Annotated in this window: 19 protein-coding genes; 6 read left to right on the plus strand and 13 right to left on the minus strand. The window is 66.3% G+C overall.

The window, feature by feature from the left end; genetic code table 11:
• Positions 1-20 precede the first annotated feature (20 nt).
• Positions 21-1,079 carry a metal-dependent hydrolase gene (locus AC25MA_RS23905; RefSeq protein WP_062363384.1) on the minus strand — a complete coding sequence of 353 codons (1,059 nt, stop codon included), beginning with the start codon at positions 1,077-1,079 and terminating at the stop codon, positions 21-23.
• Between the two features lie 80 nt (positions 1,080-1,159).
• Positions 1,160-1,951 (minus strand): histidinol-phosphatase, encoded by a 792-nt coding sequence (gene hisN, locus AC25MA_RS23910; protein ID WP_028692072.1) that lies wholly within the window; start codon positions 1,949-1,951, stop codon positions 1,160-1,162.
• Between the two features lie 227 nt (positions 1,952-2,178).
• Here hisN and AC25MA_RS23915 point away from each other — a divergent pair, with 227 nt between their 5' ends.
• Entirely contained in the window at positions 2,179-2,826 is a 648-nt protein-coding gene (locus AC25MA_RS23915; protein ID WP_062363381.1) for a helix-turn-helix transcriptional regulator, read from the plus strand.
• A 115-nt stretch (positions 2,827-2,941) separates the two neighbouring features.
• Here the strand turns inward: AC25MA_RS23915 and AC25MA_RS23920 are convergent, their stop codons facing one another.
• Both AC25MA_RS23920 and AC25MA_RS23925 read right to left on the minus strand, forming a co-directional pair.
• Entirely contained in the window at positions 2,942-4,081 is a 1,140-nt protein-coding gene (locus tag AC25MA_RS23920; protein ID WP_186597470.1) for a glycerate kinase, read from the minus strand.
• 111 nt (positions 4,082-4,192) lie between these two features.
• Positions 4,193-5,296, minus strand: coding sequence for a sugar diacid recognition domain-containing protein (locus AC25MA_RS23925; protein ID WP_028692075.1), 1,104 nt, complete (start codon positions 5,294-5,296; stop codon positions 4,193-4,195).
• A 155-nt stretch (positions 5,297-5,451) separates the two neighbouring features.
• Between AC25MA_RS23925 and AC25MA_RS23930 the strand changes: the two genes are divergently transcribed.
• Entirely contained in the window at positions 5,452-6,780 is a 1,329-nt protein-coding gene (locus AC25MA_RS23930) for an MFS transporter (protein WP_069017020.1), read from the plus strand.
• Positions 6,781-6,879: 99 nt separating this feature from the next.
• Here AC25MA_RS23930 and AC25MA_RS23935 read toward each other — a convergent pair whose 3' ends face one another.
• Positions 6,880-7,989 (minus strand): DmpA family aminopeptidase, encoded by a 1,110-nt coding sequence (locus AC25MA_RS23935; protein WP_088852610.1) that lies wholly within the window; start codon positions 7,987-7,989, stop codon positions 6,880-6,882.
• A 17-nt stretch (positions 7,990-8,006) separates the two neighbouring features.
• Complete coding sequence (locus AC25MA_RS23940) at positions 8,007-9,371, minus strand: APC family permease (protein ID WP_028692078.1); 1,365 nt, start codon at positions 9,369-9,371, stop codon at positions 8,007-8,009.
• Positions 9,372-9,576: 205 nt separating this feature from the next.
• Between AC25MA_RS23940 and AC25MA_RS23945 the strand changes: the two genes are divergently transcribed.
• Positions 9,577-10,374 (plus strand): helix-turn-helix transcriptional regulator, encoded by a 798-nt coding sequence (locus AC25MA_RS23945; RefSeq protein WP_069017021.1) that lies wholly within the window; start codon positions 9,577-9,579, stop codon positions 10,372-10,374.
• A gap of 43 nt (positions 10,375-10,417) precedes the next feature.
• Here the strand turns inward: AC25MA_RS23945 and AC25MA_RS23950 are convergent, their stop codons facing one another.
• The 3 genes from AC25MA_RS23950 to AC25MA_RS23960 all read right to left on the minus strand — a co-directional run bounded on the left by AC25MA_RS23950 (position 10,418) and on the right by AC25MA_RS23960 (position 14,230).
• Positions 10,418-11,800 carry an aspartate aminotransferase family protein gene (locus AC25MA_RS23950; protein WP_062363373.1) on the minus strand — a complete coding sequence of 461 codons (1,383 nt, stop codon included), beginning with the start codon at positions 11,798-11,800 and terminating at the stop codon, positions 10,418-10,420.
• Positions 11,801-11,822: 22 nt separating this feature from the next.
• On the minus strand, positions 11,823-13,313 hold the full coding sequence (locus AC25MA_RS23955; RefSeq protein ID WP_486972457.1) for an aldehyde dehydrogenase: 1,491 nt from the start codon (positions 13,311-13,313) through the stop codon (positions 11,823-11,825).
• Positions 13,314-13,381: 68 nt separating this feature from the next.
• Entirely contained in the window at positions 13,382-14,230 is an 849-nt protein-coding gene (locus AC25MA_RS23960; protein ID WP_028692082.1) for a helix-turn-helix transcriptional regulator, read from the minus strand.
• A gap of 429 nt (positions 14,231-14,659) precedes the next feature.
• Here AC25MA_RS23960 and AC25MA_RS23965 point away from each other — a divergent pair, with 429 nt between their 5' ends.
• From AC25MA_RS23965 to AC25MA_RS23975, 3 genes are all read left to right on the plus strand, one after another.
• Complete coding sequence (locus tag AC25MA_RS23965; RefSeq protein ID WP_088852609.1) at positions 14,660-15,730, plus strand: enoyl-CoA hydratase/isomerase family protein; 1,071 nt, start codon at positions 14,660-14,662, stop codon at positions 15,728-15,730.
• Between the two features lie 16 nt (positions 15,731-15,746).
• Positions 15,747-16,898, plus strand: coding sequence for an acyl-CoA dehydrogenase family protein (locus AC25MA_RS23970; RefSeq protein WP_062363361.1), 1,152 nt, complete (start codon positions 15,747-15,749; stop codon positions 16,896-16,898).
• Positions 16,899-17,036: 138 nt separating this feature from the next.
• Positions 17,037-17,594, plus strand: coding sequence for a TetR/AcrR family transcriptional regulator (locus AC25MA_RS23975; RefSeq protein ID WP_213883699.1), 558 nt, complete (start codon positions 17,037-17,039; stop codon positions 17,592-17,594).
• A 3-nt stretch (positions 17,595-17,597) separates the two neighbouring features.
• Here the strand turns inward: AC25MA_RS23975 and AC25MA_RS23980 are convergent, their stop codons facing one another.
• The 4 genes from AC25MA_RS23980 to peaB all read right to left on the minus strand — a co-directional run bounded on the left by AC25MA_RS23980 (position 17,598) and on the right by peaB (position 22,282).
• On the minus strand, positions 17,598-19,280 hold the full coding sequence (locus tag AC25MA_RS23980) for an AMP-binding protein (RefSeq protein ID WP_028692086.1): 1,683 nt from the start codon (positions 19,278-19,280) through the stop codon (positions 17,598-17,600).
• 108 nt (positions 19,281-19,388) lie between these two features.
• Positions 19,389-20,507 (minus strand): quinohemoprotein amine dehydrogenase subunit beta, encoded by a 1,119-nt coding sequence (gene peaD, locus AC25MA_RS23985; RefSeq protein ID WP_486972458.1) that lies wholly within the window; start codon positions 20,505-20,507, stop codon positions 19,389-19,391.
• Positions 20,508-20,526: 19 nt separating this feature from the next.
• Complete coding sequence (qhpC, locus tag AC25MA_RS23990; RefSeq protein WP_028692088.1) at positions 20,527-20,850, minus strand: quinohemoprotein amine dehydrogenase subunit gamma; 324 nt, start codon at positions 20,848-20,850, stop codon at positions 20,527-20,529.
• A 1-nt stretch (position 20,851) separates the two neighbouring features.
• The gene (peaB, locus tag AC25MA_RS23995) at positions 20,852-22,282 is read right to left on the minus strand and encodes a quinohemoprotein amine dehydrogenase maturation protein (RefSeq protein WP_186597480.1); all 1,431 of its coding nucleotides are present in this window, start codon (positions 22,280-22,282) and stop codon (positions 20,852-20,854) included.
• Positions 22,283-22,297: the final 15 nt, after the last annotated feature.

Below are 22,297 nucleotides of genomic sequence, written 5' to 3' on the forward strand. Positions count from 1 at the left end.
TGGCGGGCTTTTTTTGGGTATCACAAATGCCCTGAACCCGGCGCCGCCCAGGCCGCCAGGGGCAGCGGTGGTTGCTGGTCGAGGATCCGCCGCCAGATCAAGGCCAGCCTGCCGCCATCGAACAGGGCTGCGGCGCCGCCCCCGATCCACCCTCTGGGCTGGGTGACCACCCACCGCCCGGAGGGGTCGCGCCGGGCCATTTCGAAGCGGAAACTGTAGCTGCCCGGCATGCCCATGCGCAGATCGGTGACCACCAGCGAATCACCAATGATGTCGTAGCGCAGCCAGTCGTCGGTGAACCAGCGCAGCCGCTCGTGCAACGCCGAACCGCGAAGCACCCTGGCCACCTCCAGGTTGCGCGACTGGCGCAGCATCTCTGGAGACTCGCGATCAAACCAGCTGCTCACACCTTCGTAGTAGTCACCCTCCGGTGTTTTCGCCAGTGTCCGCCAGATCAGGCTGTTGAAGGCTATAGGCACCGCACGGACCTCGCCGGGGGTGACGCCTTGTGCCCGCAAGGCCAGCTCGAAGCGCTGCTCGGCGGCCATGCGCCCAGCCAGGCCGAACCCCAGGTACGCGGTACTGCACGCCAACGCCAGCGCCAGCAGCGAGGTCGCCCTGCCCTGCAGCCCCTTGATCGCCGTATAGCCGACCGCCAGCAGCAACGGCACGGTGTACACCGGGTCGATGATGAACACGGCGGCCCAGCTCTGCGGCGTCAGGTGCAGTGGCCAGAACAACTGGGTGCCGTAGACGGTGAAAGCGTCGAGAATGGGATGGGTGACCAGTGCCAGCCAGAAAGCCAGGAACAGCCGGGGCCGGGTGTAACCCTTGTCCGGCCAGCGCCAGGCAACCAGCCAGGCCAGCACCAGGGCCAGCCCAGTCAGGACAAAGATCGAGTGGGAAAAGCCGCGATGAAAAGTCATCTGCGACACCGGATCGGCGTAGCGGATCACCACATCCAGATCGGGTACGGTGCCCAGAGCGGCGCCGTAGAGCAATGCGCGGCGGCCTTGCAGGCGACCCAACACGGTGCCTTGCAAGGCTGCGCCGAGCACGGCTTGGGTAAGTGAGTCCAAGGTGGCGATTCTCCCGCACGATCGACCAAGGTAACCAGAAACGCGCGCAAACCGTCCGAAGGCCTGCGCGCTGGCGAGGGTCACATGGCGTGACGCAGCATTTCCACCACCTGCGCATGCAGTGCTGGATCGCCGCAAGCCACCACGCAACCGCCGTTCTGGGCCGAACCGCCATCCCAGGCGGAGATCACCCCGCCCGCGCCTTCGATGATCGGCATCAAGGCCTGCACGTCATACGGCTGCAGGCTCGCCTCGACAATCACATCGACAAAGCCCGACGCCAACATGCAATAGGCGTAGCAATCACCGCCGTAGCGCATGAGGCGAGCCTTGCCGGCCACGGCCTCGAAAGCCGCCTTGCGCGCCGGGGTATCGAACATGTCGGGGGTGGTGCACATCAGCGTGGCCGAGTTCAAGTCAGCACAGCCACGGGTCTTGAGCGGCGTCTGCCCACGCCAGGCACCTTGGGGGGTGCCGACGAAGCGCTCGCCCGTGAACGGCTGGTTCATCACGCCGACCACAGGGCGCGCGCCATCATTGAGGGCGATCAGGGTGCCCCACAATGGCAGACCGGTAATGAAGGCGCGGGTACCATCGATCGGGTCAAGCACCCAGGTCAACGGGCTGCTGCCCATTGCCGTGCCCTGCTCCTCACCCAGGATGCCATGGTCCGGATAACGAGACTGGATCAATCGGCGCATCGCTTCTTCGGCGGCCTTGTCGGCGACGGTCACCGGATCGTAAAGGCGCCCCCCCTTGTCCTCGACGTCCAGGCTGGCGCGAAAGTAAGGCTTGATCGCCTCCGCGGCGGCATCGGCCAGCTGCTCGGCGAAAGAGCGGAATTCGTCGGTCTGTTCGGGGCTCAGGAACATGGAGCGGGCCTCGTGATTGAAAGGACCCGCATGATACCCGACTGCGCGGTGCGGCGGATGACTGGCACCGACAATGATATTGTTATGCCATTATTGCCACTTCATTTAATCGTCACTCAATCGTTGTACTAGCATAGCAAGCAGCTCCAATGGCCCCGCCGGCAGTCAAGGATGCTGGTCACTGGCGCGCGCGGCCCCCCGTTCCACCGCATATCATGGATGACACGATGAATTCGCACCTGCTGTTTCCGCAGATCGGCAAAGCCATATCCAGTACCGGTAGCCGCCACTTTCCCAGGCACCTGCACGACCTGATCCAGACCCACCTGACCATTGACGCGACGCATATCCGTCAACTGCGAATCGACCCGGCGTGCGCCAGCCAGCCTGACACGACACTGATCAACGAGACGGTGTTCAGTGCCGGCGATCCCGGTGAGGGCTTCGACGATTCGTCGCGCTTGCACCTGACCCGACGCAAGGATGGCTACCGCTACGAAATCACCGTGCTGCGGGCGGGCACGCGCAATGGTTTTTCTGCCATCGAACGCAGCCGGTTGGAAGATATTTCGCCCTTGTTGCTGCCTATGCTCGAGAAGCACATCAATGCGTTGCAGCCCGCCACCGTCGGGCTGGCGGATCTGGACAGCCTGGGTCAACGGTTCCTTGAACGACTGCGTCAAACCGGAATCAGCCTCTCGGAACGCGAGATGCAGGTATGCAAAGGGCTGCTAGCCGGGCGTACGGCGCCACAGCAGGCGCAGCACTTGCTGCTGAAGGTCAATACAGTGGAGAGTTACCTGCGCCGCGCCGCAATCAAGTTGGGAATCAGTGGCCGGCATTCGCTGATGCGGTGGATGTATGCCGAGGCCTGAGGGTTGTCACCGGCTTGGTGCCGGTGACGCACGCGGACTATGCGGGGGTTGGAGAAAATGGGGCAGCAGGCACAGCAGCCATGACGTTGTTCAGGGTTACCGCAGGACTTGAGAATCAGCGCTGGCGCGCCACCTGCCACAACCGCGCCACATCCCCGGCCCGCGCCTTCAATAACGTCTTTGCCTCGGCGCAGGCCTGTTCCAGGCTCATCGGCCCACTGGCCAAGGCAAAGGCGGCATCGATGCCCTGTGCGTACAACTGCTCGTAGCCGGCCCCCAGGGTCCCCGCCAGCACCACCACCGGCACGCCGTGGCGCTTGGCCACCCGCGCCACGCCGAGCGGCGTCTTGCCGCGCAGGGTCTGGGCATCGAAACGGCCTTCGCCGGTGATCACCAGGTCCGCGCCCTGCACCAGCTCATCCAGGCCGGCCAGCTCGGCAACGACCTCGACGCCCGGGCGGAACCGCGCGCCCATGAACGCCTTGGCGGCGAACCCCATGCCCCCGGCCGCGCCGCTGCCCGGCTGGTCACGCACATCCTTGCCCAGCAGCGCCGCGCAATGATCGGCGAAATGCGCCAGGGCCAGGTCCAGGGCCTGCACCTGCTCGGGACTGGCACCCTTCTGCGGGCCGAAGATCGCCGAAGCGCCGTTGGCGCCGCACAGCGGGTTGTCGACATCGGCGGCGACGTCCACCCGCACCTGCGCCAGGCGCGGATCCAGATCGCTGGCATCGATTCGCGCCAGTTGCGCCAGGGCCAGTCCGCCCTCGGCCAAGGGCGCGCCCTGTGCATCCAGCAGTCGCAGGCCCAGCGCGCGCAGCATGCCGCTGCCGCCATCGTTGGTGGCGCTGCCGCCGATGGCCAGGACGATGCGCGAGGCACCGGCCGCCAGCGCCGCGGCCACCAGCTCACCGGTGCCCCAGGTGCTGCTGCGGCAGGCGTCGCGCTGGCCGTTGGGCACCAGCTGGATGCCACTGGCCTGGGCCATCTCGATCACCGCCGTGCGGCTCGCGGCCAGCCAGCCCCAGCCCGCCTCGACCGGCTCGCCCAACGGGCCGCGCACCACCTGGCGGCGCAACTCGCCCTGGCTGGCGGCGACAATCGCCTCCATGGTGCCTTCGCCGCCATCGGCCATCGGGCATTCGATGCGCTCGGACGCCGGCCAGACCTCTGCCAGGCCAGCGGCGATGGCGTGGGCGACGCCGGCGGCGTCGAGGCTGTCCTTGAACGAGTCGGGGGCGATGACGATCTTCATGGGGATTCTCCTGTCCTGTTGCCGTGCATGCTGACAGGTGTGCGCCAGAGCGGCCTCGGTCGGATGCACAAAACACAAGGGCGTTGTTTGGGCGGATGCCTGTTCGCGACGCTACAACCCCTTTGCCGGCAACAGCTGCAGTCCCAGATACAGACTCAACATCCCCTCCATCCGCAACGGATCCACCTCCCCCAACTCGGCAATCCGCTCCAGTCGATAACGCAGGCTGTTGCGATGGATCCCCAGCGCCTCGGCACAGGCTTGGCTCTGACCATCATGGGCGCACCAGGCGCGCAAGGTGAGCAGCAACTGGCCGCTGGCATCCTTGGCGCGGATGCGTTGCAACGGTTCGAGCAGTTCATCCAGCGCATCGTCGTTGCGATGCCGCCAGAGCAACGCCGGCAGGCGATAGCGGGCCAGGCTCAGCAGGCGTTCGTCAGGCAGCACTTCTCGGCCATAGGCCAGCAGGTCGCGCACCCGTCGATAGCCACGGCGCAACTGCTCAAGGCTCTGCGCCGGACTGCCCAGCGCCAGGCGTTCCACGTCCCAGCCATGGCGCTGCAGGCGCTCGAACAGGCGCGGCTCGTCCAGCACCACGCCCGCCGGACGGCACCACAGCAACGACTGGCGCGCGGGACTGACACACCAGCTGTCCGGGTAACGGTTCATCAGCCAGGCCGACAGCGCTTCGGCCGGCGGCCCGGCGCGCAGTTCGAACAGACAGGGAATTCGTGGCAGGTTGGGCTTGAGCCCCAGTTGCTGGGCCTCGTCGACCAGGCGAGGTGAATCACCGCTGCCACCCAGCAACAGCGCCAGCAGGTCGTCGCAGCGCTGGCGACGCCATTGCTGCTCCACCTGCAGGTGACGCTGGGCCAGCAACATCTCGGCGGTCATGCGCACCAGCTCGCCGTAGGTGCGCAGTTGCTGCGGATCACCGGTCAGTCCCAGCACGCCGATCAGCCGGCCATCGAGCATCAGCGGCAGGTTGACACCGGGCTGCACGCCTTTGAGGCACTTGGCCGCGTCCGTATCCAGTTCAACGATACGACCGTTGGCCAGCACCAGTTGCGCGCCTTCGTGGCGGGTATTGATGCGCTCGGGCTCGCCACTGCCGAGAATCAGGCCCTGGCTGTCCATCACGTTGACGTTGCACGGCAGGATGGCCATCGCCCGATTGACGATGTCCTGGGCCAGGTCGTGGTCCAGCTCGAACATTGCAAGGGTCCTTCGACTTTGGTCGGCGGCACAGCAGCCTGCACCTGAGGCTGTGCAAAAGCACAAAGACAGCCGCGCTACACTCCCCGAGACTGCTCAAGGCGAGCGCCGGCACAGGCGACGCGGTGACAACCATAACAACAGAGAACCCGATCATGGCACACAGCCCCGCCCCTGACCAAGGCATCGAGAGCACCCGCAACGCGCTGTACCGGCGCATTACCCTGCGGCTGATCCCGTTCATCTTCATCTGCTACCTGTTCAACTACCTGGACCGCGTCAACGTCGGCTTCGCCAAGTTGCAGATGCTCGACGCGCTGAAGTTCAGCGAAACCGTGTACGGCCTCGGCGCCGGCATCTTCTTCATCGGCTACGTGCTCTGCGGCCTGCCCAGCAACCTGGCGCTCAACCGCTTCGGCCCGCGGCGCTGGATCGCGCTGATGATGATCGCCTGGGGCAGCCTGTCCACCTGCCTGCTGTTCGTCACCACCCCCACCGAGTTCTATGCCCTGCGTCTGCTCACCGGCGCCGCCGAGGCGGGCTTCTTCCCCGGCGTGGTGCTGTATCTCTCGCGCTGGTTCCCGGCCGACCGCCGCGGCCGCATCATGGCGCTGTTCATGTCGGCGATCCCGGTGTCCGGCCTGCTCGGCGGACCGTTCTCCGGCTGGATCCTCGACCACTTCGCCGCCGGCCAGCATGGCCTGGCCGGCTGGCAGTGGATGTTCCTGATTCAGGGGCTGCCCACCGTGGTACTCGGCGCGCTGGCGATCGTACTGCTCAGTGACGGTTACCAGAGCGCCCGCTGGCTGAGCCCGGCCGAGCGCCAGCTGATCGAGGCGGACCTGAAGGCCGACGCCGCCAGCAAGCCGGCCACCCGCGGCGACAGCGTGCTGTCGGTGCTGAGCAACCCGCTGATCTGGACCTTCGGCTTCGTCTACTTCTGCATCCAGAGCGGTGTCTACGCCATCAACTTCTGGCTGCCGTCGATCATCAAGAACATGGGCTTTGACAGCCCGCTGCTGATTGGCTGGCTGAGCGCCATTCCCTACCTGCTGGCCGGGGTGTTCATGATCCTGGTCGGACGATCGGCGGACCTGCGCAACGAACGCCGCTGGCACCTTGTGGTGCCGATGCTGATGGGCGCCCTGGGCCTGCTGATCGCGGTGAACTTCGCCGGCAGCCCGAGCATCGCCATCCTCGGCCTTTCCATCGCCACCATGGGCGCGCTGACCGGTCTGCCGATGTTCTGGCCGATGCCGACTGCACTGCTGACTGCAGGCACCGCGGTGGCGGGCCTGGCGATCATCAACTCGGTGGGGCAAATGGCGGGTTTCCTCAGCCCTTACCTGGTGGGCTTCATCAAGGACCAGACCGGTTCGACCGACGCGGCGCTGTATGCGCTGGCGGGGTTGATCGTGGTCGGCAGCCTGGTGGCGTTGCGGGTTTCGCGAGGTGGTAGTGCCGTGTTGGCTGGAGCCCGCTAGACAGCAGACAACCTCATCGCGGGGCAAGCCCGCTCCCACGCCTGTAGCCAGCCGGCACAGGATCTGTGGGAGCGGGCTTGCCCCGCGATGGTCATAACGCTAGTTGCGAGGCTTCCACCCCGCCTCGTGCAACGCCGTCAACAGCGTGTCCCCCTCCAGCGCCGGCACCACCAGCCCGCCCTTGCCCTGCATCGTCCGCCCCGCCAGCAAAGCGTTGACGATCGCCTCCTCCACCGCCTCCGCCGCCGCCATGAACAGCGCCGAGATATGGTCGTTGTTGAGCATGCGCACCGCCGTGCACTGCGCCAGCCCTTTGCGCGCATAGTCCGCTGCGGGCAGGTCCTGGTTGCCGGTGGAAAACGCCAGGAAGATATCGCCGCTGGAGTCCTCGGTACCGCCGCCGGTACGGGCGATACCGATCGACGCCCGCTGCGCCAGGCGCTGGCACTGGTGCGGCAGCAAGGGCGCGTCGGTGGCGATCACCACCACGATCGAACCCATCCCCGGGGTGCCCGCCTCGGCCTCGGCGAAGGGCGACGGCAGGTGACCCAGCTGACGCCCCACCGGATAGCCGTCGACCCGCAGCTCGCGCCGCTGGCCATGGTTGGCCTGAACCAGGACGCCGACGGTCCAGCCCCCCTGGTCATCTGCCAGGCGCCGCGAGGCCGTGCCGATACCGCCCTTGAACTCATGACAGATCATTCCCGTACCACCACCCACCGGGCCTTCCTGCACCGGGCCGGACTCCGCGGCCTGCTGCGCCTCGCGCACCTGCGCCGGCGTCACGTGCTGCCCCCAGATGTCATTGAGCAGGCCATCATAGGTTTCCATCACCACTGGCATGCACCAGTACACCGCGTCGTCGGGCAGGCGCTCACGCTCGGCGGCGATCAGCGCGTCGCGCACGACGCCGACGCTGTGGGTGTTGGTGATGGCAATCGGCGTGGTCAGCAGCCCGGCCTCGCGGATCCACTCCAGCCCCGTGGCGTCGCCGTTGCCGTTGAGCACATGGCAACCGGCAAAGCACGGTTGCTGGCGGGCCGCACCCGCGCGTGGCTCGATCAGGGTCACCCCGGTGCGGATCGGCACCGGGCGTTGTTCGTCGACCAGGGTGCTGTGGCCGACCCGCACTCCCGGTACGTCGGTGATGGCATTGAACGGGCCCGGGGTGCCGTGGCCGAGGGTGATGCCCAGTTGACGCGCACGCATGTGTACTCCTTGGATGCTCACAATTTCTGGAAAGTCGGGCTGAGGCGGCCGTGGGTGCTGTACAGCACCATCGACACGGCCAGCAGCCCGAGAATGATCGACAGGTCGCGCAGCGACGCCTCGCGCAGCAAGGTCACCAGCAGCCAGCCGGCGCCGCTGACCGCCAGCAGGGCCGGCAACGGCCACAGCGGCATGCGATACGGGTGCTCACGGTCGCGCCGCAGTACCCGGCTGCACAGCGCGCAGGCCGCCACCACCAGGTAAATCAACAGCAACAGCAGCACGGTGAACGAAGTCAGTTGCTCCAGGCTGCCGGACAGGCTCAGCAATGCCGAAGGGACGGCCAGGAACAGGGTCGCCAGCCACGGCGACTCCCAGCGCGGATGGATCAGCGTGAAGGCGCGATTGAGGGTTGGCGTCCAGATCGCATCGCGGCCGCTGCTGTAGACCACCCGGCCGACCTGGATGACGATGGCGACGATGGCGTTGAACACCGAGAGGAAGATACCGGCGCTGACCAGTCGCGCCAGGGTCTCGTTGCCATGGGCGGTCAGCAGGTAGCCGATCGGATCACCGCTGGCCAGCATCGCCTGCAGCGACGGCGCGCCGATCAGCAGCGCCGCCAGTGGAATCACCTCGATCGCCACCACCACCGCCAGCGACCACAGCACTGCGCGGTGCACGGTACGGCCACGGTCCTTCATGTCCTCGGCGAGCAACACCGCGCCACCGTAGCCGTTGAAGGCAAACAGGGCCATGCCCACCGCCCCCAGCACCAGCGCCCAGGGTGCGACGACCAGGCTGCCCTGCTCGAGCATCTGCGGTTGCAGCAAGCTCGCCACTGGCTGGCTGGCGTTGCCGAAACCCAGTGTCACGATCACCAGCAACGCGGCGACCTCGCAGAACAGGAAAAGCCCGGTGATCCAGGCGTTCAGGCGAATATTGAGGATGCCCAGCGCATAGCTCGACACCACGATCACCAGGGCCACTGCCTGGGTGTCGAACGTGGTACCCAAGGCGTTGTTCAGGTAGGTGGCGGCACCGGCGGCGAGCACCGGCGGGATGAACAGCATCGAGGCCAGCACGGTGAGGAAGGTGGCGTAGCCGGCCAGCCCACCGAACACCCGCTTGGCGTACACGTACTCACCGCCGGCGGAGCTGTGGGCACGCCCCAGTTCGGCGTAGCACCAGGCGAACATCAGCGCCAGGGCCGCAGCCATGATGAAGGAAAGAAAGGCGCCGCTGCCGGCCTGCTGGATGGCGAACGGGGCGATGACGAACACGGAACTGGCCGGGGTCACCGCCGACACGGTGATGGCGACCACGTCGAACACCCCCAGCCGTTGCTGGAGCGCGCCCGTGGGCGCTGCGCTGGAGCTCATGGCGTTTTTCCTCTGGTTGTTATTGGTTGTGAGGGGAAAACCGGTCACGCGGCCGCTGGACCTGGGCTGGACTGTAGGCCGAGCGAACGCCCGGGCCAATTACCCTTAGGGGGTACGCCCCTTGACGCCGAGGTGAAAAGCTCTGAACACTGCGGGAGCCTTGTCGCGGGCGAGCCCGCTTCCTTCACTCTCATGGCGCCGCCGCATGCATAACCTGTTCACCGAAGCCAGTACCCACGCAGGCCTGGCCCGCACCGTCGAGCAGATCGGCCAGCCGCGCTTCTGGCGCCAGCTGATCCTGTTGCTGCAGCAATGGCTGGCGTTCGACAACGCGCTGGCGATGGTCTACCCGCGCGCCGGCCTGCCCCGCGCGCTGGAGATCTTCGATGCCCGGGGCGAAGGCAATCCCGAGGCCATGGCCTTGTACCTGAGCGGGCTGTACCAGCTCGACCCGTTCTACCAGGCCTGCCAGGAGCGCATCGGCGATGGTCTGCATCGCCTGGAGGAAGTGGCGCCGGACCAGTTCCGCCAGAGCGAGTACTACCTCAAGTACTTCCACGACCATGTGCTGGAAGACGAAGTGCAGTTCATCGTGCAGTTGGGTGAAAGTGGCGCCCTGTCGTTGTCGCTGGGCCGCCGCGAGCGGTTTGACAGCGCCAGTCATGGGTTGCTGGCGGTGGTGTGCCCGTGGGTAGTCGCGCTGATGGCCCAGCACTGGCTGCAGCTGAGCCTGCGCCCGGCGCCAGCGACGGGCATGGCCCACCAAGTACGCGACGCCATGAGCCTGTTTGGAGCGAAAGTGTTGTCGGAGCGCGAGCTGGAAATCGCCCGACTGATCCTGCGCGGGTATTCATCCAAGGCCATGGCCGAGCGGCTGGCCATTTCGCCGGAGACCATCAAGGTCCATCGCCGGCACCTGTACGCCAAGCTGGACATCTCGTCGCAGCCGGAGTTGTTTTCGCTGTTCCTGCAGTCACTGGGACATGATCCGCAGGACCCGTGACGACCCTGGGGGCGCATTGCGCCCCCAGTCTCCCAAGCCAGACTCAGCGTCTGGCGACCATCCCCGCCACGCGATCCACCGCGATCCGGGTCTTGTCCACCAGCTCGTCCAGCTCGCTTCGGCTGGCCACCAGCGCCGGCGCCATGATCATCCGCCCCAGGGTCGAACGGATGATCACTCCTTCCTCAAAACCGAAGGTGCGGCACTGCCAGGCCAGGTCGTTCTCGTTGGCGAAGCGCTTGCGCGTGGCCTTGTCCTCGACGAACTGCAGCGCCGCCACCAGTCCGGCGCCCTGCACCTCGCCGATCAGCGGGTGATCGGCGAACACCTCACGCAGGATGCGCTGCAGGTACGGCCCGGTGTCGTCCTTGACCTGACGCACGATGCCTTCATCGCGCAAGGCCTTGAGGTTGGCCACCGCCACCGCCGCCGCCACCGGGTGGCCGGAATAGGTCAGGCCGTGGGCGAACACCCCGCCCCGCTCCACCAACGCCTCGGCGATGCGCTTGCTCAGCACCAGGCCGCCCATGGGCACGTAGCCGCTGGTCAGGCCCTTGGCGATGGACAGGGTGTCGGGCTCGAAACCGAAGTGCTGGTGGGCGAACCACTCGCCGGTACGACCGAAACCGCCGATCACCTCGTCGGCGCACAGCAGCACATCGTACTGGCGGCAGATGCGCTGAATCTCCGGCCAATAGCTCTCGGGCGGGAAGATCATGCCGCCGGCGCCCTGGAACGGCTCGGCGATGAAACCGGCGACGTTCTCGGCGCCCAGTTCGAGGATCTTCTCCTCCAACTGCAGGGCGCAGCGGCGGCCAAACTCGGCCGGGGTCAGCTCGCCACCCGCGGCGAACCAGTAAGGCTCGTCGATATGCGCAACGTCCGGGATCAGCCCGCCCATTTCATGCATGAACTTCATCCCGCCCAACGCCGTGGCCGCCAGGGTCGAGCCGTGGTAGCCATTCCAGCGGCCGATCATGATCTTCTTGCTCGGCTGGCCGACCACCTGCCAGTAGCGGCGCACGGTGCGGATCAGCACCTCGTTGGCCTCGGAGCCGGAGTTGGTATAGATGGCGTGGCTGTAGTGACCCGGCAACAGGCTGAACAACAGCTCGGACAGTTCGATCACCGCCGGGTGGGTGGTGTGAAAGAACATGTTGTAGTACGCCAGCTGGTCCATCTGCGCGGCGGCGGCGGCGGTCAGGTCCTTGCGACCGTAGCCGAGCTGGGTGCACCACAGGCCGGACATACCGTCCAGGTAGCGGCGGCCGTCGTTGTCCCACAGGTACAGGCCTTCACCGCGGGTGATGACCCGTGGGCCCTCGGCGTTGAGCGCCTTCTGGTCGAGGAAGGCGTGGATGTGGTGGGCGGCGTCGCTGGCCTGGTAGTCGCGGGTGTCGCGTTTGGGCGAGAAAGGTGCGTTCATTGTCGTGCTCCTCGGGTGAATGTCAGCGCAGCTGGATCCAGGTGGTCTTGAGCTGGGTGTACTTGTCGAACGAATGCAGCGAGAGGTCGCGGCCAAAGCCGGACTGGCGCCCGCCGCCGAAGGGAACGGTCACGTCCAGGGCATCGACGGTGTTGACCGACACCGTGCCGGCCTTCAGCCGCCGGGCCACGCGGTGGGCGCGGTTGAGGTCGTCGCTCCAGACCGATGCGGCCAGGCCGTAGACGCTGTCGTTGGCCAGGGCGATGGCCTGCTCCTCGTTGTCGAAAGCACTGACCGCCAGCACCGGGCCGAAGATCTCCTCGCGGGCCAGGGCCATGTCCTGGCGCACGTCGGTGAAGATCGTCGGCGTGATGAAATTCTGCGAGCCGTTCACGCTCAGCCGCTCGCCGCCGCACAGCAGGCGCGCGCCCTCGGCCCGGCCCTGGGCGATGGCCGCTTCGATGCGCGCGGTCTGCCCGGCATCGACGATGGCGCCGGCGCGGCTGGCCGGGTCCAGCGGGTCGCCCGGCAACCATTCACGGGCCTGGCGCAGCAGGCGCTCGACGAACTCGTCATGGATCGAGCGCTGCACATACAGCCGCGAGTTGGCCGAGCACACCTCGCCCTGGTTGAAGAAGATGCCGAACGCCGCCTTCTGCGCCGCCAGATCGAGGTCGCGGCAGTCGTCGAACACCAGGTTCGGGCTCTTGCCGCCGCATTCGAGCCACACCTGCTTGAGGTTGGACTGCGCCGAGTACTGCATGAAGTACTTGCCCACCTGGGTGGAGCCGGTGAACACCAGGCAGTCCACGTCCGGGTGCAGGCCCAGGGCGCGGCCCGCGGTCTCGCCCAGGCCCGGCACCACGTTGAGCACGCCCTCCGGCAGCCCGGCCTGCAATGCAAGCTCCGCCAGGCGCAGGGCCGAGAACGGCGACTGCTCGGCGGGCTTGAGCACCACGCTGTTGCCTGCGGCCAACGCCGGGGCAACCTTCCAGGCGGCCATGTCCAGCGGGAAGTTCCACGGCACCACCGCGCCGATAACGCCCAGCGCCTCGCGGCTGATCATTGCCACGGCGCTGGCCGCGGTCGGCGCAACCTGGTCGTAGAGCTTGTCCAGCGCCTCGCCGTACCAGGCGAAAACGTGGGCGGCGCCGGGGACGTCGATGTTGTAGGCGTCCATCACCGGCTTGCCCATGTTCAGCGAATCGAGCAGCGCCAGCTCCTCACGGTGGGCCAGCATCAGCTCGGCCAGGCGCAGCAGCACGCGCTTGCGCTCGGCCGGTGCCATGCGTGCCCAGGGGCCGTGCTCGAAGGCTCGGCGGGCGGCACGCACCGCTTGGTCGATCTCGTCGTCGGCGCAGGCGGCGACCTGGGCCAGGCAACGCCCGGTCGCCGGATTGACGGCGGCGAAGGTGACGCCGTCGCGGGCCGCCACCGGGCGGCCGTCGATCAACGCGGTGGTGATGAAGCTTTGCCGTGCAGCGCGCTGCTGCCAATCGCTTTTCGTATGCACGCAGGTCTCCCCTCCGGCCACACGCGGGGCCGGTGATTGTCGTTGTCTGGATGAAGTGAAACGGTGGTTCAGCGCCGTCGCAGGTAGCTTTCCAGCGGGTCCTTGCTCAAGCCTTCCTGGGCCTGGGCCAGCGAAGCGATGAACAGCGAGAACAGCTCGGCCTGGGTGGCGATGTCGAGCTTGGCGTAGAGGTTCTTGCGGTGGGTCTTGACGGTGTCCTCGCTGATCCCCAGGCGTTCGGCCAGCGAGCGCGTGGAATGGCCGCGCAGCAGGTACTGGGCGATATGGCATTCACGCTCGGTGAGCAGGGAGGAGCCGAAATTGTTCAGCGCGGCGTTGATCTGCCGCCCAAGCACGCTTTCGAAGCGTCCGCCCAGGGCCTCGGCATCCAGCTGCCCCCAGTGTCGGCGCACCACCGCCACCACCCAGGCAGCGACGCACTTGAGCTCGGCCACCTGGCGGCTGCCCAGGCGCCGGGTGCTGCCCAGGGCCACGGCGATGGACAGCTGGGCGTCCAGCGGCACCAGGTAGTTGAGTTCGTCCTCCAGGTGGGCATGCTGGTAGAACGAGGTGTAGTACTCGCTGCGCTTGAAATGATCGGGGGCGACATCGCTGAGGCGATAGCAGCCGGCGGGCATGCCGTCCATGCAGGCGCGGTAGAACGGGCACAACAGGTAGTAGCCTTCGAGGTACTTCTGCACGTTGCCCTCCGGCAGCCAGGGTCCCTCGTCGTCCTTGGCGAACAGTGCCGAGGGCAGGCCTTTGCGTGGGTACAGGAACACCGTGATGGCCTGGCACGTCGCCAGTTGGTTGAGGGCGGCGAACAATGCCTCGACGAAAACGGGCGTGCCGATGGCGTCGACCACGCGGGCCATCTGTGCGTACCAGTCGGGCGAATTCAGCTGGGCGTTGCTCATTGTTGTTGTCCCCGCCAGGGTGAGTGCTGGGCGGGATTGTTTCATGGGGGGGGACGGGCGGCTATCACCCTTCGGGGTGAGGAAGATGAGGGACGAGTCTTAATTGCCGCACGATCCTTTTAGGAGCGGCCTTGTGTCGCGAAAGGGGCGCGCAGCGCCCCCAGGTTTTCAGCGTTGATGCACCTATCGCCGGGGCCGCTTTGCGGCCCTTTCCGACCGGTCCGACGCCTCGGCAAGACCGCTCCTACAGATTGCGCGCTATTGCTACAGTACTGCGTCGGGCCGGGAATGCGCGTGATGACAAAAATGCAGGGCAGCCCTGCAGATTTGCCAATTGTGCGAGGTAATTTTGCATGACAGGATCGTTCGATCCGCCCGCGCATTCCAGGACTTCACTTGGAAAATCAATAACAAAGCAGGGAGACCGCGATGACCGCGCACGCTCAACCCTCGGCAACGGATCAAGTACTGGCCGAGGTCCGCAACCACATTGGCCACCTCACCCTCAACCGCCCCGCCGGCCTCAACGCCCTGACCCTGGACATGGTGCGCAGCCTGCAGCGCCACCTCGACCAGTGGGCCCAGGATCCGCAGGTGCACGCCGTGATGCTGCGTGGCGAGGGGCCCAAGGGCTTCTGCGCCGGTGGCGATATCCGCTCGCTGCACGACAGCTACAAGGCCGGCGAGAAACTCCACGAGGACTTCTTCGTCGAGGAATACGCCCTGGATCTGTGCATCCACCGCTACCGCAAGCCGGTGCTGGTGCTGATGGACGGTTTCACCCTCGGCGGCGGGATGGGCCTGGCCCAGGGTTGCGACCTGCGCATCGTCACCGAGCGCAGCCGCCTGGGCATGCCCGAGGTGGGCATCGGCTACTTCCCGGATGTCGGCGGCAGCTACTTCCTGCCCCGGGTACCGGGCGAGCTGGGCATCTACCTGGGCGTCAGCGGCAGCCAGATCAAGGCGGCCGATGCCTTGTACTGCGGCCTGGCCGACTGGTATGTCGACAGTGAGAAGCTCGCGGCCCTCGATGACAGGCTCGACCGCCTGGCGTTCGGCGCCAACCCGCTCAAGGACCTGCAAGGCTTGCTCGCCGGGTTGGGCACCCAGACCTTGGCGGACGCGCCACTGGCGCAACTGCGCCCGGTGATCGACCACTTCTTCGCCCTGCCCGACCTGCCGAGCATCATCGAGCAGTTGCGCGCCGTGACCATCGGCGACAGTCGCCAGTGGGCGCTGGACACCGCCGACCTGCTGGAAACGCGCTCGCCGTTGGCCATGGCCGTGACTCTGGAACTGCTGCGTCGCGGCCGCCACCTGGCCCTGGAAGACTGCTTCGCCATGGAACTGCACATCGACCGCCAGTGGTTCGCCCATGGCGACATCATCGAAGGCGTGCGCGCCCTGATCGTCGACAAGGACAAGCAACCCCGCTGGAATCCGCCGACCCTGGCCGGCCTCACCACCCAGCGGGTCGACCAATTCTTCGAAGGCCTGTGAGCCCGGGAGTACACAGATGCAAGACCTGGAACTGAGCGAAGAGCAGATCATGATCCGCGACATGGCCCGCGATTTCGCCCGCGGCGAGATCGCGCCCCATGCCCAGGCCTGGGAAAAGGCCGGCTGGATCGACGATGACGTGGTGCGCAAGATGGGCGAACTGGGCCTGCTCGGCATGGTCGCCCCGGAGCAGTTCGGCGGCAGCTACACCGACTACGTGGCCTACGCCCTGGCGGTGGAGGAAATCTCCGCCGCCGATGGCGCCACCGGGGCGATGATGAGCATCCACAACTCGGTGGGCTGCGGCCCGCTGCTGGCCTACGGCACGCCCGAGCAGCAGCAGGCCTGGCTGCCGCAACTGGCCAGCGGCGAGGCGATCGGCTGCTTCTGCCTGACCGAGCCGCAGGCCGGCTCCGAGGCCCACAACCTGCGCACCCGCGCCGAACTGGTCGATGGCCAGTGGGTGATCAACGGCGCCAAGCAGTTCGTCAGCAACGCCCGCCGCGCCAAACTGGCCATCGTCTTTGCCGTGACCGACCCGGAACTGGGCAAGAAAGGCCTTTCGGCCTTCCTGGTACCCACTGACAACCCAGGCTTCAAGGTCGACCGCAGCGAGCACAAGATGGGCATCCGCGCCTCCGACACCTGCGCGGTGACCCTGGACGACTGCCGCATCCCGGCCGCCAACCTGCTGGGCGAGCGCGGCAAGGGGCTGGCCATCGCCCTGTCCAACCTCGAAGGCGGGCGCATCGGCATCGCCGCCCAGGCCCTGGGCATTGCCCGCGCGGCGTTCGAGGCGGCGCTGACCTACTCCCGCGAGCGCATCCAGTTCGGCAAGCCGATCAACGAGCACCAGAGCATCGCCAACCTGCTGGCCGACATGCAGGTGCAGGTCAACGCAGCTCGCCTGCTGATCCTGCATGCCGCGCGCCTGCGCAGCGCCGGCAAGCCTTGCCTGTCGGAGGCCTCCCAGGCCAAGCTGTTCGCCTCGGAGATGGCCGAGCGGGTCTGCTCGATGGCGATCCAGGTGCATGGCGGGTACGGCTACCTGGAAGACTACCCGGTGGAGAAGTACTATCGCGATGCGCGCATTACCCAGATCTACGAGGGTTCCAGCGAGATCCAACGCATGCTGATTGCGCGTGAGTTGAAGCATTACACGGTTTGAGCCCGGCCATTGCCTCAGGCCATACGCGATCCCTGTGGGATCGCGTAATCTCGGTCATCATGCGCTCAATGAGATTTATTCGTCTCATATGATACAATTGTGGATATTTCGTCGCCGAACCCGGACTCGAGGTCCCACATGCGTAGAACCCTCCAGGAAGAGCGCCTGCTCAAAGCCCTGGCCCAGGCCATTGTCGTCCACCCCCGCGCCACCCTCAAGGAGCTGGCGGAAACCGCCGGGGTCAGCAAGGCGACCCTGCACCGTTTCTGCGGCACCCGCGACAACCTGGTGAAGCTGCTCGAGGACCATGGCGAGCAGGTGCTCAACCAGGTCATCCTCGAAGCCGACCTGGAACGCATCGAACCGCTGGCCGGTATTCGTCACCTGATCGCCGAACACCTCAAGCACCGCGAGTTGCTGATGTTCCTGATGTTCCAGTACCGCCCCGACACCTTGCTCAACGACGCCGAGGACCTGCGCTGGCAGGCCTATATCCAGGCCATGGACGCGTTCTTCCTGCGCGCCCAGCAGTTGGGCTTGCTGCGCATCGATATCAGCGCGGCGGTGTTCACCGAAACATTCATGACCCTGGTCTACGGCATGGTCGATGCCGAGCACCGTGGCCGCGCCGCGAGCGCCGACAGCGCGCGGACGGTCGAGCAGCTGTTCCTGAACGGCGCCCGGCCACAGGGATGACGGCTATTGATCGGTGCCGCCCGCCAATTCCTCGATGCTGATCTCACGCATCCTGAACTTCTGTACCTTGCCGGTCACGGTCATCGGGAACGCGTCGACGAAGCGAAAATGCCGCGGCACCTTGAAATGCGCGATGCGCGCCCGTGCCCAGTCTCGCAGCGCGTCCTCGCCCAGCGCCTGACCCGGGTGAAGACGGACCCAGGCGACGATCTCCTCGCCATAGCGGCTGCAGGGAATGCCGATGACCTGCACGTCGGCCACCGCCGGGTGGGTGAAGAAAAACTCCTCAAGCTCCCGCGGGTAGATGTTCTCGCCACCGCGGATGATCATGTCCTTGCTGCGGCCAACGATACGCACATAGCCTTCATCGTCCATCACCGCCAGGTCGCCGGTGCGCATCCAGCCATCGGCATCGATGCTCTCGGCGGTGGCCTTGGGGTTGTTCCAGTAGCCGAGCATTACGCTGTAGCCGCGGGTGCACAGCTCGCCGATTTCGCCGCGTGCCAGGGTGCCACCTGTGCTGTCGATCACCTTGCTCTCCAGCCACGGCTGGGTGCGGCCGACGCTGGTCACCCGGCGCTCCAGATCGTCGGCGGCGCCGGTCTGCAACGAAACCGGGCTGGTCTCGGTCATGCCGTAGGCGATCTGCACCTCGCCCATATGCATCTCGTCGATCACCCGGCGCATCACCTCGATCGGGCAGGTGGCGCCGGCCATGATGCCGGTGCGCAGGCTGCTCAGGTCGAACTCGTGGCGGCGTGGGTGGTCGAGCTCGGCGATGAACATGGTCGGCACACCGTATAGCGCGGTGGCGCGCTCCTCGGCCACTGCCTGCAAGGTCAGCAGCGGATCGAAGGCGTCGTTGGGGTAGATCAGGGTGCTGCCGTGGGTCATGCAGCCGAGGTTGGCCATGACCATGCCGAAGCAGTGGTACAGCGGCACCGGCACCACCAGCCGGTCGTGCTCGGTCAGCCCGAGGCTTTCGCCGACCATGTAGCCGTTGTTGAGGATGTTGTGGTGGCTGAGGGTGGCGCCCTTGGGGAAACCGGTGGTGCCGGAGGTGTACTGGATGTTGATCGGCTCATGCCGGTGCAGGCTGGCCTGGCGTACGGCCAACTGCCCGGCGTCGATTTCGCCGGCGCGGGCCTGCAATGCCGACCAGGCCAGGAAGCCATTGGGGGGCGTGGCGGCCAGGCTGATGACCCCGCGCAGCTCGGGCAGGCGCGCGCTGTGCAACTCGCCCGGCCGGCAGGCGCCGAGCTCGGGCGCCAGGTCCAGCAGCATGGCGTGGTAGTCGGAGGTCTTGAAGGCGTCGGCGCAGATCACCCATTGGCAGGCCGACTGGCCCAGGGCGTACTCCAGCTCGCTGGTGCGGTAGGCCGGGTTGATGTTGACCAGGATCGCACCGATCTTGGCGCTGGCGAACTGGGTGATGCACCACTCGGCGCAGTTGGGTGCCCAGATGCCCAGGCGATCGCCGGCCTGCAGGCCCAGGGCCATCAGGGCGCGGGCGTGCTGGTCGACAGCATCTGCCAGTTGCCGCCAGGTGTAGCGCAGGTGCTGGTGGCAGACCACCAGCGCTTCGCGGTCGGCGAAGCGGGCGACCGTGGCGTCGAAGACGTCGCCGATGCAATGGGTAAGCAATGGAGTGGCTTTTGAGCCTTGGGTATGGCTGGGCTGGGGCATGGGCTGTCTCTTGTCTTTGTTTTTCCTGACATGGCCCTATCGCGGGGCAAGCTCGCTCCCACCGGTCCAGTGTGGCCGGCGTGGGAGCGGGCTTGCCCCGCGATGGCGCTAGCGAACGAACACCTGCGGCGTGGTGGTCGACATGTCGCCACCAGGCAGCTTGATGTTGCGCACCTTCTCCAGCGTATTCGGATCGAACACCGCCAGGTCGTTGAAGGTGCCGCCCAGGTAGAGCTTGTCGCCGGCCTTGTCGAAGGTCACGCAGTAGTAGGTATGGTCGAGGTTGGCGGCCTTGACCAGTTTCTTCTGCTGGATGTCGTAGCGGGCCAGGCGGTTGAGCACGCCGTACATCTGGTTCGGATCCTTCGGCGAACGCAGGCCGGTGAAGTACAGCTCGGTCAGCTCGGCGAACTCCTGGGTGTGGGCCTTGCCGGTCTTCAGGTCGATGCTCAGGTAGCCGTACAGCGGCTCGGCGGTGGCCGGGTCCTGCTTGGCATCCTTGAACTTCGCAATGGTGTAGAGCATCGAGAACTCATGCCGCGAACTCTGGTGCGGCCAGAAGTACAGCACGTCGGGGGCGCTGTAGCCCGGGCGGTTCCAGCTGCGCAGTGGCAGCGCGACGCTGTACTTGCCGGTCTTGACGTCGAGCTTGTAGATGTCCGCCCCGGCCACGTACAGGCTGCCGTCGTCAGCGGCGCGCATCAGGTACACCTGGCGCGGCATCGGGAACGAGCGCACGGGCTTGGCGTCGAGGCCATCGCGGGTGCGGAACACCTCCAGACGCGGCGGCTTGACCACGTAGTGGTCATTCAGGCGCTGGCTGGGGTTGACCGTGGCGTAGACCTCCTTGCCGTCGGGGCTGATGGCGAAGGAGTACATGGCCTTGCCGACCTCGCCCGGCACGCTGGAGAGGTTGGCGTGGAAGGTGGTCTTGCAGCTGTCCAGGTCGATGCCGTAGATGTCGGCGAAATGGTTGTTCAGCACATAGGCGGTGCGGTTGTCCGGCGCCATCATCGCCGTGCCGGGGCCGAACGAATCGGGCATGCGGCAGGTCTTGTACAGCGTGTCGCTGGCCACCTCGACCACGTGCAGGTTGTTCGGGTAGTTGGTGGCGATCAGGTATTCATGGCCAGCCTTCAAAGCCTTTGCCTCGTCGGCCTGGGCCGCCCAGGCGCAGGCCGTGGCGGCGACGGTGAGCGCGAGCTGCGCGCAGAATCCAGCTTTCATGCGGTTTCCCCTTGTCGTTCTATTTGTCTTTCGGGAATACGGTGCCGAGGTTGCGCCAGTCTTCGGCGGAGTTGCTCGCCTGGGCGTTCCAGTCCTGGTAGGTGCTCATCATGTCCGGCACCTGGGCCGGCCACCAGCAAGGGTCGGAGCAACCGTACAGGTCGGCCTCCATCGGCTGGCACAGCGAGCTGACGCCGCCGAAGGCATCCACCTCCCAGCCCGGGTCGGTGGTGGCGGTGCAGCCGGCCACCGCGCTCATGGCCAGCACTTCGTCGACGCGGTCTTCGGCGGCGGCCTGTTCAAGAATGCGCGCCTTGTTGTTCAGCGGTTTGAGGTGCTTCATGTCAGTGCGCCTTCCTGGGAGTGATGTAGCGATCGATGAAGGCCGGGTTGGCGGCCATGATGCGGCTGTAGACCTCGATGCCGAAGTCGACCCAGTCGCGCATCAGCTCGCAGTAGTGGTAGGTCGGGTGCTGCGGATCGCCGTAGCGGGCGTAGCTCTCGTGGTAGCAGCCGCCGGAGCACAGGTTGCGGATGCGGCAGCTGTCGCAGCCGGTGCCGCTGCGGTCCAGACGCTGCGAGAGAAAATCATTGAGCTGCGCCTGCTTCACGCCTTGATGCACGTTGCCGAAGGTCGGCAAGCTGGAGCCGGTGAAACGGTGGCACAGGTTCAGCTCGCCCTCGTGGTCGACCGCCAGCATCTTCAACCCGGCCCCGCACGGCAGGGCCTTCTTGTGGCCCTCGTGGATATCGGTGATCAGCTGATGCAGGTTGGAGAAACCGATGTTGCGGTGCTCCAGCGCCGCCTCCAGGTAGCGCCGGCCCAGGGCCTTCATGTTGGCGAACACCTGCACCAGCTCCTCGCCTGTGAGGTTGAAGTCGGCCATGTCGCCGGAGGTCACCGGGGCGAAACCGACCTCGGCGAAGCCCAGTTCGTTGAACAGGTGGTTCCAGATGGTCTCGATGTCGGTGATGCCACGGGTCAGGGTGACCCGCGCCCCCACCGGCCGGCTGCGGTAGCGCGACAGCAGCATGTCGGCCTTGCGCCGTACCACGTCGTAGGTGCCCTGCCCGCCCACGGTGATGCGGTTGCGGTCGTGTACGGTCTTGGGCCCGTCGATGCTGACCGACAAACCGAAACGGTGGGCGTCGAGCCAGTCGACGATTTCCTCGGTCAGCAAGGTGGCATTGGTGGTCATGATGAACTCGACCTGCTTGCCCGCCTCGGCGAAACGCCGCTCGCAGTAGGTCACCATGTGCTCGATCAGCGCCCGGTTGGACAGCGGTTCGCCGCCGAAGAACACCACGCTGTAGCGCTGCTCGCCGGGCGACTCCTTGAGCAGCATCTCCACCGAGGCCTCGGCGGTGGCCGTGTTCATCTTGCGCCCGGCCGACGGCTTGTCGAGGTCTTCCTTGTAGCAGTAGGTGCAGCTCAGGTTGCAGCCGGTGTTGACGTTGAGCACCACAGTGTTCAGCGCCGTGCGCTCGACCTGCTTCAGGGCGATCTCCGGGGTCAGCGGCGAGCCGTCGCTGACCACTTCAAGGGCGATCAGCTCGCGCAGGGTTTCCTCGATGTCCTGCCCGGAAAACTGCTGGCCGAGACGTTGCATCAGCTCCTCGGCGGAGCAGCCCTGGCGGCGCAAGGTGTCGATGATGCCGCCGGTCACCGCGTCGGCGGCGAACAGCGAACTGCTGGGGATATGAAACAGCATGCGGTCGGCATCCACCTGCACTTCGTGCAGGTTGCGTTCGACCAGGTTCAGTAGTGCGCCCATGGCGACCTCCCGGGA

Source organism: Pseudomonas sp. P65(2024) (assembly GCF_057480955.1).